Here is a 12,590-nt window from a genome sequence, read left to right on the forward strand (position 1 = left end):
GCCCGACGGAACGGCCCGCCCTGCCCGTGGCCCGGCGCGCTTGCCGCCTACCGCGGCAGGTCGGCGGTCAGGGTGGTGTCCGGGACGCAGATGACCCCGTCGAACGCCTCCAGGACGGGGATCTCGATGAACGCGGTGTCCAGCCGGGTTCGGACGGGCTCGGGCAGGGCGTGGTGTCGCGCGTACGCGCGCAGCGCCCGGGCGTCCACCAGGGCCGGTTCCCCGGGCACGCCCGCGAACAGCGCCTCGACGCTGTCCGGCACGGCTTCAGGGGTGGTGGCCCGTGCCCAGCGCATCCCGAGCGGGTGGTCCCGGTCGGGCACGTTCTCCACCGTCTCGCCGCCGTTGCCGGTCAGCGCGAGGGGAACGTAGTCCGTGCCCAGTGCCCGGGAGAGCAGATTGCCCATGGTCACCGCCGCCAGGGGGCCGTCGGCCCGGTTGGCCGCGCGCTGGATGTGGGCGTTGTGCCCGACCAGGACGACCCGGGTGCCGGGCCCGGACCGTTCCAGGAACTCCAGCAGGGTGTCGGCCAGATAGCGCTCCCGGGCGGCGAAGGCCAGGCCGTCCGGGGCGCCCGCGAGCGCTTCGGCCATGGCGCGCTGGGCCTGGTCGGTGGTCACCGCCGCGCGGACGTCCGACAGTGCGGTCTCATAAGCCGTACGGCCGCTGCGCTCGGTGTAGATCTCCCGCAGGTCCGTGAAACGGCCCAGCAACCGGGCGAGCGCGGTGGTGAGGCGGTCCTGCGCCGCCGGGTCCAGGCCGAGCCTGGCGTGGACAGGCACCATGACCGTCCCGCCCGCGATCGGCTCGGAGATCTCCAGCGCGGTGTTCACAAAGCGCAGCGCGCCGGGGTCGGTAGCGGCCAGGTAGGAGGCGACCGGCTCCAGTACGGGCGCGAGCGAGCCGCCCGCCATGGGGATGTCACAGCCGACGAAGCGGACCGGCTGCGGGGCGCCGGCGTTGTGGCGGCGCAGCCACCGCAGGGTGTCCCGGCATTCGGCGGGCTGCCCCAGGCCCCTGACGGGCCTGCCGTGGCTGTCGGCGCTGTCGTCCTGGGCCCGGCCGCACGCGGGGGCCAGGAGGCCGTCGATGTCGCCCGGCCCGCCCTGGACCCAGGCGTCCACGTCACGGCCTTCGGCGGCTCCGTACTCCATGGCGTAAACGGTGAAGCCCAGGTGCTCGATCAGGAAACGCAGGATGCGATGGCGCAGCAGGCCGAACTCGCGGATCTGGTGGGAACTCTCGCCGAGCGCGACGACGCGCGCGCCGCCGACGAGATCGCGCAGCGGCTCCAGGTCATCGAGCGGGCCCTCCATGTCTGTTCCGGGGCCCAGGTCGGCCAGCCGGAAGGCGTGGGAGGCGACCCAGCGCGTCAGTTCGGCCGGGGCGGCCGTCAGGGCCGGCTCGGCCGGGGAGTGGAGTTCACGCAGATCGCGCACGCGCAGTTCGCCGTGAGTGTGGTGGTGGTTCCGGTCGTTCATCAAGGGTGCTCCGCGGTGTGAGTCATCGTCGGAGCCGGGCAGCGTCGAGCACCGCACCGGCGGGAAACCGGAGTGCGGCGAAGCTGTCGGAATGCTGAACGCAGCTTGCCGCTAGGCGGCGCTGCGGGGCTTGATGAACCAGCTCTGGCCGACGCGCAGGAACATGTCCGGGACCGTATCAAGGGCGGTCGCAGCACGCATCGCCTTTGTCCGGTGGGCGCGCGAGCCCCACTCCCCTCAAGCCGCCCGAGGGACGGGCCCGGTCCCCGTCGGTCCCCGTCAGTCCCGGTCCGTCTTGGCTCGTCAGTCCTCGTCCGTCTTGGAGAGAGCTTCGGTGATCATGCGGGTGGCGAAGTCGGGGTCGTCGGTGAGGCGGTTGATGTGCTCCGCGAGGAGGAAGGTGGTGACCTCCAGGGGAGTCATCTCGTCCTTGGTCCAGTATCCGTACTGTTTGCGCCACAGGTTGGGGCTCAGGCCGGTGCCCGCGGCGATGAGCAGGCCGGCCATGGTGGGGATGGTCTCGGGGCGGACGCTCTTGGGCATCATGCGCATCGTGGCCACGAGGTTGGGCACCACGTACTCGATGACGTCCTTGTCGTGGTCCTCATAAGCCATCCGCAGCCACTTCATGAACAGGTAGATCAGCGTGCACGTGCCGTCCAGCACGGCATCGGCCCCCCGGGGGCCCAGGGACGCGGTGAACTGGTCGATCAGCGCCTGTTCTTCGGGGTCGGTCGCGGTCTTGCCGTCGCGGACGCCTTTGAGCCGGGAGTCGATCATCATGATCGCTGCGCCCACATCACCGGCGGCAGCGTACTGAGGATCGCAGGGTGATGTCACAGGATTCCTCCGCGGCGACTTCGGTGTGTAGTGCGCCGTATCCGTACAGTAGACCTCCGGTGGCCTCGGGGTCCGAGAAATCCCCGTGATACGGGGCAGGGTGAGCCACCCCAGCCGGTCCGAGGTGCCGGTTCAACGGGGTCAGGGTCGGGGCCCGTTCGCCGTTCAGCGCGGGCAGGTGGTGTCCTTCCGTGGCAGGGTGCCGTTCAGGAGGTAGTCGTTGACGGCCTTCTTCGCGCAGGGGCTGTGGGCGGAGAGATACACGGTGTGGGCGCGGACGGGTACGGTGACCAGGCGGGAGCCGCGTATCGCACGGTGCATGCCCAACCCCTCCTCATAGGTGGTGTGGGTGTCGCCGGTGGCCTGTATCTGAAGCGCGGGAAGGTCGTTGCTGATCCGCGTCAGCGGTTCGCGGGGCTTCTCCTTCCAGAAGGCGCAGGGGACCGGGCCGTTGTGCATGGGGCCGAAGACCGGCTGGGTGGGCCGGGCCCGTTCGACGGCCTTCCGGTACCACCCGGGGTCGCGCGGCATCGTGACATCGGCGCACAGCACGCCGAGTGTGGCCGCCAGATCCCTGTCCGCGCCGGCGGTCCACGGCCGGAACATGAGGGTCAGCAGCTCGCTCAACTGCTGGGTCGGCTGCACCGGTTTGCCGTCCGCAGCATCCAGCAGTTGGCGCAGCGCGCGGGCGTAGTCCGCGTTGTCGGCCTCGTCCGTCCCGTAGATGTAGAGGACGTACGGCAGCAGGTAGCCGTCGAGCCGGAAGCCCGCGATCGGGATCGGTTCGGCTTCCGCGCGGCGGACCAGCTTCTCGACGGTGGCCCGTACGGCCGCGGGCGTGGCGCCCAGACCGTACCGGCGGTCGCGCGGCGCGGCCCAGGCGGCGAATGCGTCGAGCGCCCGCTCATTGGCCGGGCCCATGTCCTGGAACGACCGCATGCCGTACTTGGCGGGGTCGAGCGCGCTGTCCAGGACCAGCCGGTCGACGCGGTCCGGGAACATCTGGGCGTAGGTGGCGCCCAGAACCGTCCCGTAGGACTCCCCGAACCAGGAGGTCTTCCGCTCGCCCAGCACGCTGCGCACCAGGTCGGCGTCGCGGGCGATGTTGCGGGTCGAGAGGTGCGCAAGGATGCCGGGGTACTTCTTCCAGCAGGCGTCGGCGTCGTCCTTCGCCAGCCGCCAGCTCTTCTCGAAGCCCGCCAGGTCCGTGCCCACCGACCGTAACCAGCTCATCCGCGTCAGCCCGCAGTCCAGCGGACTGCTCGCGCCGACCCCGCGGGTGTCCATGCCGATGATGTCGTAGGCCGCCGCGACCTCGGGTGGCATCGCCGCCCGGAGTTCGGCGGGCGTGCCCAGACCGCGACTTCCCGGGCCCCGGGGTTGGTCTGGAGAATGCCGCGCCGTTTCGCGGGATCGGCGGCCTTGATCCGCGAGATCGCGATGTCCAGGGCAGGGCCCCGGGGATCGCCGTAATCCAGCGGAACCTTGACGGTCGCGCACTCGGTGCCCTTGGGGGGCGGATCGGCTACGCCCTTGCAGGTGGTCCACTTCAGCGCCTGATGGCGGAACCGGTCGAGGCCGTCGGCGGGTACGGCGGCGGACGCCGAGGCGTTCGCCGCCGTACCCGGCGCCGAACCGGTGGCCGTGGCGGCCAGGGGCAGGGTGAACAGGGTGACGGCGGCGATGGCCGTGGCGCGTTTCATGCCTTTCACGCTAAGAGCGGCTTGAGCACATTTCCATGGGGTGAATCCCTGGTTCTGACTGCGGATAACACCAGGGAATTACAAGGGTTAACCCCCGTTACTCACCATGCCAGTTGGTCGTTGAGGGCCCTGCCCTCGCTCCCGAAAAGGGTTCGCCCGGGCCCACACCACCCCACCACCCCACCACCCCGGACGAACCGGGTTGTGAAGCGAATCACAGGGCAGGGCCGTCACGGTTCGCCGGCGCGGGGTGTCTCGATGGGCGTCCGGGAAGAGCGGAGAGGAGCCGGGTGCGATGCCGCAGTGCTGCCGAAGGGTGCGGGGGGTGGGCCGTGGCTGAGGACGCCTTCACCGAGCACCGTCCGCTGCTGTTCACCCTCGCCTACGAGATGCTGGGCAGTGCCGCCGACGCCGAGGACGTGCTCCAGGAGAGCTATCTGCGGTGGAGTGCGGTCGATCCGGCGACGGTCGGGCATCCGCGCGCCTATCTGGTCCGCGTGGTGACCCGGCAGTCCCTCAACCACCTGCGCGCGGCCAGGGCACGGCGTGAGGAGTACGTCGGCGCGTGGCTGCCCGAACCGATCCGTACCGCACCGGAGGTGGACGACGATGTGGTCCTGGCGGAGTCCGTGTCGATGGCCATGCTGCTCGTCCTGGAGACGCTGACCCCGGCCGAGCGTGCGGTGTTCGTGCTGCGCGAGGTGTTCGGTTACTCCCACGGCGAGATCGCCGCCTCGATCGGCAGGAGCGAGGTCACCGTACGGCAGATCGCCCACCGCGCCCGCAGCCACGTCCGGGCCCGGCGCCGGCGCTTCGAGCCCGACTCCGGTGCCGCCGGGGAGATCGTCCGGCGGTTCCTGCGCGCGGCGGCGACCGGGGACGTCCAGGCGCTGATGGACCTGCTGGCGCCGGATGTCGTGGTGATCTCCGACGGCGGCGGGAAGGCGGTCGCCGCCCGCCGCCCGGTCACCGGTCGCAGCGACGTGACCCGGTTCGTCCTCGGCGTGTACCGCACCGGCACCACCGCGACGGCCCGCGTCGAGCACACCGCCTGCAATGGCATGCCGGCCGTACGGTTCCTCACCGGCGGCGCGCTCGACTGGCTGGTCGCCTTCGAGATCCGCGACGGACGGATCACCGGCCTGTACGGCATACGCAATCCGGACAAGCTGCACCGTACCGAGACAGTGCGTCCGCTCGACAGAAAAGGACCCCAGCCGTGGAAACCATGACGGTCGAGTACGTCATCGACGCCCCGGTCGACGAGGTGTTCGCCTGGCTCACCACGACCACCAACTACACCCGCTCGCCTCTGGTGCTGCGCTGCCGCCTGACCCGGCGCGGCCAGGCCGCGCCCTACGGCGTCGGCGCGGTGCGCAGCCACCTCTGGCTGACGGGCTGGTTCGAGGAACGCATCACCCGCTACGACCCGCCGCACGTCACCGAGTACGTCGTGGAGCGCAGCCTGCCGCCGTCCCGGCACGAACTCGGCCGCATGACGTTCACGGAGACCGACGGCGGCACCAGGGTCCGCTGGACGACCCGCGCCGAACTCCGTGTACCGCTGCTCGGCGCGCTGGTGACCCGGCTCGTCGTACGGCCGGTTCTCACCCGTACCTTCCGCAACATCCTCACCGCTGCCGACACCGCGCTGACCGGGCGGCGAGGGCAGCGGAGCCGGAACGGCCGGAGCCGGAGCCGGAGCCGGGCGTGACGGTCTCTCGGGTGCGCTGTGCGTCGGCGCCGGCGCCGGCCGTCATCTCGTCGTCTCGCGCACGGGCCGTAGGGCCGTAGGGCCGTACGGTCCTACGGCCCGATCCGCCACCGGGGCGGCGGCAGCAGGCGGCGTCAGCCGGTCCCGGCCGACGCCAGCAGCGCCCGTGCCAGCTCTCTCGCGGCCAGGTCCGGGTGCGGGGTCCCGTCGCAGGGAAAGCCGGAGGCGACGCGGCGCGGGGAGCGGGCGATGTGCTCGACCACGGGACGGGCCGCCGACGGGAGCAGACGCATCGCCCTCAGGGTGCGCAGGGCGCGCAGATGCGGTTCGCGGAGCGTGCCGCAGTGGGTGCCGTGGCAGGTTCCATGGCGGGTGCCGCGGCCGGTGAACAGGTCCGCGATCACCGGTGCCGTGTCGTGTGTGCGGCCCGTGACACGCCAGATCGCGGCAGCCGCCTCCGCCCGGCTCTCCCGGTCCGGTGCCCGCAGCCGCTGCTCCACCAGAGGAATCAAATCCGCCGCGGACGGGCCGAGTTCTCCCGCCACCCGGACGGCTGCCGTACGGCGCGGCACGGCGTCCGGCAGCGCCCGTACCGCCTCCGTCGCAGGCCCCGCGTCGCCCGTCGTCCGCGCCAGTGCGACGGCCGCGGACAGGTCACCGGATCCGGCATGTACGCGCAGGGCCCGGACCGCCTCGGGGCCCGCCGCCCGCCCAGCGCGGCGAGCACCCCGGCCGAAGCGGGCAGCAGACGGATCAGGTCCTCCACGCGGCCGGCGGCGAGCGCGGGGAAGCGCGCCAGCGCGTCCAGCCACTCGGTACGCGGCCGGGCCGCGACGCGCCGTGCCACCGGCTCGGCCGCCGCGCCGAACACCTCCACCGCCGCGGTCACGACCGTGCCGGGAGCGGTGAAGGGAGTCAGCCGCAAGGCCGCGGTCTCCTCCGGCAGTTCGTCCATCAGGCGTACGACCAGACCGACCGCGTCCGGTACCCGCAGCCGGACCGCGGCATGCGTCGCGGCGATCCGTACGGCAGGCTCCCCGGACCTCAGGTGCGGCTCCAGCCATGGCGCCGGCGCACCGCCCTCCAGCGCGGCGCCCACCCTCGCCACCCGGCACAGGTCCTCCGCGTCCCGCGCCGACGCGGCGAGCCACGGCAGGACATCGCGCTCACGGTCGCGCCAGACCTCGGTGAGCTCCCAGGCGAGCGGCAGCCCGCGGGCCACCGCCCTCAGTGCCGCGTCCGGGTCGTCCATCAGGCGGTCGGCGAGCGGGCGGTAGGAGTCGGGCCAGGGGTGGTCGGTGTCGTCGCCGGGCGCCGCCTCGTACGCGGCGAGCGCCGACTCCACCAGGCCGGCCGGCAGCGGCAGCGGCGCCGTACGCAGCAGGTCCGTCACCGCCGCCCTGCGCACCGGCGGCTCGGACGCGGACAGCAGCGCCCGGTTGCGGGCGTTCCTGGTGTCCGGTGAGACGTCGAGCAGACCAAGCGCCGTGACGAGGTCGGCCCGTACCTCGGCGTCGTCCTCCTCGGCCAGGCGGGCCCGCAGCAACGGGAGCAGCGGCAGGGAAGCCTCCTGGCAGGCGGCGACGGTCCACACCATCGCGCGCCGCACACGCCGGTCCTTATCCGCCGCCAGGCCCAGCAGAGCCGGCAGTGCCCCGGCCACCGCCCGGCGCACCTGCCGGTACGCGGGCCCGGTCCCGTCGGCCGCGCCGTGCAGCAGCTCCAGCAGCGCCCGCCGGTCGCCGGGGCCGTCCAGGGCCAGTCGCGCGAGGAACGGCACGGCCGCGGCGGTCGCCGAGTAGACCGAGCCCTGGTGGCACAGTGAGGAGAACAGCTCCTCCAGCGCCGCTTCGCGTGCCCGCGGGTCCGCCGAGCCGGCCGCCCGCAGCAGGCCGGGCACGTCGTCCGCGGGCCCGTACGCGTGCTCCAGCGCGGCCCAGTCGATGTCGTCGATCCCTTCCAGCATGCGCGCGACCTTACGTCGGTGGGTCCGCCTCTATGACACAGGGCCCGTCTCTACGGCAGAGGGCCCGCCTCTATGGCACAGGGCCCGCCTCCATGGCATATGGCACAGGCCCCACCTCTATGGCAGAGGGTGTCCGCCTCTACGACACAAGGCTTTCCTCTACGAGTTCGCCGCACCGGGCGCCGCACCGGCCCCAGGCGTCTGCGTCGCCGAGCGCTCGCGATGGCGCCACACGCTGTCGAGATCCCAGTAGTACGGCGATGTGCCGTCCACCGCGCCGAGACCGTCCAGCACCTCGTCGGCACGTGGATCGTCGCGCAGGGCCAGCCGTACCGCCGCCTGGACCCGTACGGCCTCGTCCCGGTCGCAAAGACACGCGGCGAGGGCGTCCGAAGCGGCGGTGGAGCCGGCGGGGGCCTGGCCGAGCACCCGGCAGGCGTGCCCGCGCACCTCGGCGGCCGGGTCCCTGGTGCACGCCGCGGCGGCGGCCAGCGCCTCGGGGTGTCCCCGTGAGACCTGCCCGTACAGACCGGAGACCGCCCACCCCCGGACCTCGGCGTCCGCATGCCGGGCGAGCGCGGGCAGCGGCCGTGCGGCCCGGTCGTCGAAGGCGTCGGCCAGGGCGGCGGCCAGGGCCCGCATCACCCGTACGTCCTCCTCTTGTGCCGCCCAGGGCAGGAGGACGTCGACGAGCGGCCGGTCGAAGGTCTCGTCCTCACTGTCGTCGAGGACGATGACCAGGTGGAGCAGGCGCGCGCCGAAGTACCGCGCCAACGGGTCCGGGCGCTCCCGTAGGGCGGCAGCCGCGTCCCATACGGCGGCCTCCGCACGCTTTTGGAGGGTGGACAGGGCCGCCCACCACACCTCACGTTCGACGTCCGGCTCGGCCAGGGCGCGGGAGAGCAACTCCTCGAAGCCGACGGTGATCCCGTACCGGGGTTCCAGCTCGGTCAGGATGGCGGTGTGCCCGGTCCGTACCGTCAGGCCGCCGAGGGACAGCTCCTCGCACGTCGTGTCGGTGTCCGTGCTCAGGATCCGGCGGCCGGCCGGCCCCGGCGCTCCGCTTCTGCGGCGCAGTTCCGCCTCGGCGCCCGTCTCGTGCCAGTGCCGGGCCAGCGCCAGGGCGTCCCGCCCGTCGGCGTCGCGGAACCGCAGTGACGCCCCGCGGCTGATGAGCGCTTGCGCGATGCCGTACGCGCCGAGGCCGACCGCGCGCAGCAAGGGCGTACGGCCGTCCCCGGCGGGGCGGTCGAGCCGGACCCCCCAGGACAGCAGCGGATCGACGACCGACAGGTCGAAGGTGTCCACCGCCAGACACAGCAAGGGGGTGCCGTGCTCGTCGGTGGCCTCGGCGTCGGCGCCCGCCTCCAGCAGTGCCCCGACGGCCGCCGCGTCCCCGCTGCGTACGGCCGCTATCAGCGCCGTCGCCTTCTCGTCCATCTCCCCCGACCCGCCTTCCCGTCGAGATCAAGATCTTAATGCGGGAGGGGGCGGCGACCGGGCGGCCCGGCCGGTACGTACGGGGGTCGGCCGCCCGCCGCCCGCCGTACACCGCCGCCGGGCGGCCCCTGAGGTGGATCGAGCGGCCCCTGAGGTGGATCGAGCGGTCCGCCCCAGGCACATCGGGCGGGGACGGCGGCGCCTCAGACGCGGGTCGGGAAGGCGAAGCGTACGCCGGTCAGCCGTTCCGACACCTCCCACAGCCGGCGGCCGGTCTCCGGATCGGACGCCGAGGCGGCCGGCTCGACACGTGTCGGGCCGCCGCGCAGCTCGGCCGGGCCGTCGGGCCCGATGAACCAACCGCTCTCCACACCCGGGTCGGTGGCCGCGTACAGCTGCGGCAGCGCGCCGTCGGCCGGGGCCTGGGCGAACAGCGGGTTGCCGATGCGGCCGAAGACCACCCGCCACAGGCCGACCGGCGCACTGGTCTGCAAGTTGGTGGCGGTGTAGCCGGGGTGGGCGAGCACGCTGCGCACCGGGCTGCCGCTCTCGGCCAGCCGCCGGTGGAGTTCCTGTCCGAAGACGGCGTTGGCCAGCTTGGACTGGTTGTAGAAGGCCATGGGCGAGTAGCCCCGCTCGCCGGCGAGGTCGTCGAAGCGGATACGCGCCTTCCGGTGGTTGACCGAACTCACCGTGACCACGCGGGGCTCGCGCCCGGCCGTGAGCAGGTCGAGCAGCAGCCCTGTGAGCGCGAAGTGGCCGAGGTGGTTGCAGGCGAACTGCAGCTCGTGGCCCTGCGCGCTCAGTGTGCGGGGCGGCGCCATGACTCCGGCGTTGTTGATGAGCACGTCCAGGCGCTGGTGATCGGCGTGCATCTGTTGGGCGAAGGCCCGTACGGAGTCCAGGTCGGCCAGGTCGAGACGGCGCACCTCAAGGCGGGCGTCCGGCTGCTCGGCGGTGATCCCGGCGACTGCCCGGCGGCCCTTCTCCTCGTCGCGTACCGCGAGGATCACCTGCCCGCCCCGGCGGGCGAGCGCCCGGGTGGTCGCCAGACCGAGGCCGCTGTTGGCCCCCGTGACGACGAACACCCGCTGGGTCTGGTCCGATATCTGCTCGGCGGTCCACCGCTTCTGTCGCGTCATGCGGCACATGCTGTCGCTCGTGGCACTCGGTGTCAATGCATGCCCTCGATGCCGCGACGCGCCTTGGTGTCACTTTCGGCATGGCGTTACGATGGCCCGGTGAATTCCCGCCCCGAAGTCAGCCTGGCCCAGCGCAAACGTCAGCTCGTGTCGGATGAACTGACCGAGGCGGCGTTGCAGCTACTGGCGACAAAGGGGTTCGAGGCGGTCACGATCGACGAGATCGTCACCGCCGCCGGCGTGTCCAAGAGGACGTTCTTCCGGTACTTCGCGTCCAAGGAGGACGTGGTCGTCCAGTTCCTGGCCGGCATGGGCGCGGGGATGCGCGCGGAGCTGGCGGCCCGCCCCGCGGAGGAGCGGCCCTCGGTGGCGCTGCTGCACGCCGTACGGGTCTCCCTCGCCGCCTGCGCCGCCCATATCGACAGCTCCGACGGCTCCGACAGGGCACTGCGAGTGGTCCGGCTGATTCTGCGGACGCCCGCTCTTTACGCGCGCTTCCTGGAGCGTCAGGCGCGGTGGCGCGACGATCTGACGGCGGAGCTGGCACGCCATCTGGGGCTCGACCCCGCCACCGATCTGTACCCGCGGCTGGCCGCCGGGATGGCGCTGACCGCCTTCGACACCGTGCTGCAACGGTGGAGCGGCAGCGACGGCACCGAGGACCCGGCCGCACTCCTGGACCGGGCGTTCGCCGTCATGGCCCCGGCACTGGACGCCGCCGGGCGGCGGTAGCCCGCCGGCTGCCGGACGGCTGCTGCCGGGCGATGCAGGAAGCCGTACGTACGGTACGCACCGTACGTACGGACACCGCCCCCGGTGGAGCGCTTCCCAGGGCCCTTCGGCTTCGCGGGCCCGAGTGGGGCCCGGCGACCGGGCCCCACGTGGGTGGGCGACGTTCTTGACGTTCGTGTCGCCCTGAACGTTCTTCCCGCTAGTTGCGTTCTTCCCGCTCTTCCCGCTCCTCGCTCTTCTTCTTGATGCGCGCCGCTTCCTTGCGGACATCGGCCTGGGTGGCGCGTTCCTTCTGCAGCCACTCGGGAAGGTCCTGCTTCAGCGCGTCGATCTGCTCCGTGGTGAGGGCGTCGGTGATCCCGCCGCGGGCGAGGCCCGAAATGGAGACACCCAGCTTCGCCGCGACGACCGGACGGGGGTGCGGGCCGTTGCGCCGCAGTTCCCGCAGCCACTCGGGCGGGTCGGTCTGGAGCGCGTTCAGTTCGGCGCGCGAGACGACCCCCTCCTGGAATTCCGTGGGGGTGGCGGGGAGGTACACACCCAGCTTCTTCGCCGCGGTCGCGGGCTTCATCGTCTGGGTGTTCTGGTGCGACGTCATGGTGTCAAGGGTATCGAGCATGTGCGCCGCCTCCGACCACGGCCGGTAACCTGGCGGGGTGACAGGCTCGGAAGTTTCCCCTTCGTTCCGGCTCGCGTATGTCCCGGGAGTGACACCCGCCAAATGGGTGCGGATCTGGAACGAGCGGCTGCCCGATGTCCCGCTGACCCTCGTCGCGGTGTCTGCCGCCGAGGCGTGCGGGGTGCTGCGGGACGGCGGTGCCGACGCGGGATTCGTACGGCTGCCGGTCGACCGTACGTACTTCAGCGCGATCCCGCTCTACACCGAGACGACGGTGGTCGTGATCCCCAAGGACCACGTCGTGGCGGCGGTCGACGAGGTGTCCCTGGCGGACCTGGCCGACGACGTCGTCCTGCATCCCCTGGACGACACCCTGGACTGGGAACGGCTGCCGGGGCGACCCGCGATCGAGCGCCCGGCCACGACCGCGGACGCCGTCGAGCTGGTGGCGGCGGGGGTGGGGCTGCTCGTCGTCCCGCAGTCACTGGCCCGTCTGCACCACCGCAAGGACCTGACGTACCGGCCGGTGACGGACGCCCCCGAGTCACGTGTGGCGCTGTCCTGGCCGGAAGAGGCGACCACCGATCTGGTGGAGGACTTCATCGGCATCGTCCGCGGCCGGACCGTCAACAGCTCCCGGGGCCGTCCCCGGGACGCCGCGGAACCCAAGGGCAAGAACTCCTCCGCCGGTACGGACCGGGCGCGGCACAAGCCCGCGTCCGGCAAGCCGGGCGGCGGGACGAGCGGCAGGGCGAGCGGCAGGACGGGCGGGGCAGCGGGTGGGACGGCAGGCGGAAGAACCGGCGGCAGGACGGGCGGGAAGTCGGCCGGCAAGAGTTCCCGGGCCGGTTCCGGCGGCAGCGCGCGGGGTGGCCGGCGCGGCAAACCCCGCCGGTGACACGGAGGTCGCGGGGCGTCCAGGACTCGTACGGGATCGTGGTCGGCTCCCGTAT

13 protein-coding genes are annotated in these 12,590 nt (G+C 72.5%); 4 read left to right on the top strand and 9 right to left on the bottom strand.

The window, feature by feature from the left end:
• Positions 1 to 47: 47 nt before the first annotated feature.
• The 4 genes from KGS77_RS04875 to KGS77_RS04890 all read right to left on the bottom strand — a co-directional run bounded on the left by KGS77_RS04875 (position 48) and on the right by KGS77_RS04890 (position 4,024).
• Positions 48 to 1,481, bottom strand: a complete 1,434-nt coding sequence (locus KGS77_RS04875) for an erythromycin esterase family protein (RefSeq protein WP_242578840.1) — start codon at positions 1,479 to 1,481, stop codon at positions 48 to 50.
• Positions 1,482 to 1,784: 303 nt separating this feature from the next.
• On the bottom strand, positions 1,785 to 2,321 hold the full coding sequence (locus tag KGS77_RS04880) for a hypothetical protein (RefSeq protein ID WP_242578841.1): 537 nt from the start codon (positions 2,319 to 2,321) through the stop codon (positions 1,785 to 1,787).
• 165 nt (positions 2,322 to 2,486) lie between these two features.
• A complete protein-coding gene (locus tag KGS77_RS04885; protein WP_242578842.1) occupies positions 2,487 to 3,647 on the bottom strand; it encodes an alpha/beta hydrolase in 1,161 nt (386 codons plus the stop codon).
• Positions 3,560 to 4,024 (bottom strand): hypothetical protein, encoded by a 465-nt coding sequence (locus tag KGS77_RS04890; protein ID WP_242578843.1) that lies wholly within the window; start codon positions 4,022 to 4,024, stop codon positions 3,560 to 3,562. The genes KGS77_RS04885 and KGS77_RS04890 overlap by 88 nt, the downstream gene beginning before the upstream one ends.
• Before the next feature lie 332 nt (positions 4,025 to 4,356).
• Here KGS77_RS04890 and KGS77_RS04895 point away from each other — a divergent pair, with 332 nt between their 5' ends.
• Entirely contained in the window at positions 4,357 to 5,256 is a 900-nt protein-coding gene (locus KGS77_RS04895) for an RNA polymerase sigma-70 factor (protein WP_242578844.1), read from the top strand.
• A complete protein-coding gene (locus KGS77_RS04900; RefSeq protein WP_242578845.1) occupies positions 5,244 to 5,738 on the top strand; it encodes an SRPBCC family protein in 495 nt (164 codons plus the stop codon). Before KGS77_RS04895 ends, KGS77_RS04900 begins: the two co-directional genes overlap by 13 nt.
• Before the next feature lie 134 nt (positions 5,739 to 5,872).
• Here KGS77_RS04900 and KGS77_RS04905 read toward each other — a convergent pair whose 3' ends face one another.
• The 4 genes from KGS77_RS04905 to KGS77_RS04920 all read right to left on the bottom strand — a co-directional run bounded on the left by KGS77_RS04905 (position 5,873) and on the right by KGS77_RS04920 (position 10,286).
• Entirely contained in the window at positions 5,873 to 6,238 is a 366-nt protein-coding gene (locus KGS77_RS04905; RefSeq protein WP_242578846.1) for a hypothetical protein, read from the bottom strand.
• Between the two features lie 8 nt (positions 6,239 to 6,246).
• Positions 6,247 to 7,704, bottom strand: a complete 1,458-nt coding sequence (locus tag KGS77_RS04910) for a hypothetical protein (protein ID WP_242578847.1) — start codon at positions 7,702 to 7,704, stop codon at positions 6,247 to 6,249.
• Positions 7,705 to 7,863: 159 nt separating this feature from the next.
• Positions 7,864 to 9,144: a HEAT repeat domain-containing protein gene (locus KGS77_RS04915; RefSeq protein ID WP_242578848.1), complete on the bottom strand. Its 1,281-nt coding sequence runs from the start codon at positions 9,142 to 9,144 to the stop codon at positions 7,864 to 7,866.
• A 203-nt stretch (positions 9,145 to 9,347) separates the two neighbouring features.
• Positions 9,348 to 10,286 carry an oxidoreductase gene (locus KGS77_RS04920; protein ID WP_242578849.1) on the bottom strand — a complete coding sequence of 313 codons (939 nt, stop codon included), beginning with the start codon at positions 10,284 to 10,286 and terminating at the stop codon, positions 9,348 to 9,350.
• Between the two features lie 48 nt (positions 10,287 to 10,334).
• On the opposite strand from KGS77_RS04920, the gene KGS77_RS04925 reads away from it, so the two are divergent.
• The gene (locus KGS77_RS04925) at positions 10,335 to 11,018 is read left to right on the top strand and encodes a TetR family transcriptional regulator (RefSeq protein ID WP_242578850.1); all 684 of its coding nucleotides are present in this window, start codon (positions 10,335 to 10,337) and stop codon (positions 11,016 to 11,018) included.
• Between the two features lie 199 nt (positions 11,019 to 11,217).
• Here KGS77_RS04925 and KGS77_RS04930 read toward each other — a convergent pair whose 3' ends face one another.
• Complete coding sequence (locus KGS77_RS04930; RefSeq protein ID WP_242578851.1) at positions 11,218 to 11,616, bottom strand: DUF5997 family protein; 399 nt, start codon at positions 11,614 to 11,616, stop codon at positions 11,218 to 11,220.
• Positions 11,617 to 11,674: 58 nt separating this feature from the next.
• Here KGS77_RS04930 and KGS77_RS04935 point away from each other — a divergent pair, with 58 nt between their 5' ends.
• Complete coding sequence (locus KGS77_RS04935; RefSeq protein ID WP_242578852.1) at positions 11,675 to 12,535, top strand: LysR family substrate-binding domain-containing protein; 861 nt, start codon at positions 11,675 to 11,677, stop codon at positions 12,533 to 12,535.
• Positions 12,536 to 12,590: the final 55 nt, after the last annotated feature.

The organism is Streptomyces sp. MST-110588, assembly GCF_022695595.1.
In the GTDB taxonomy this organism is placed as follows: Bacteria; Actinomycetota; Actinomycetes; order Streptomycetales; family Streptomycetaceae; genus Streptomyces.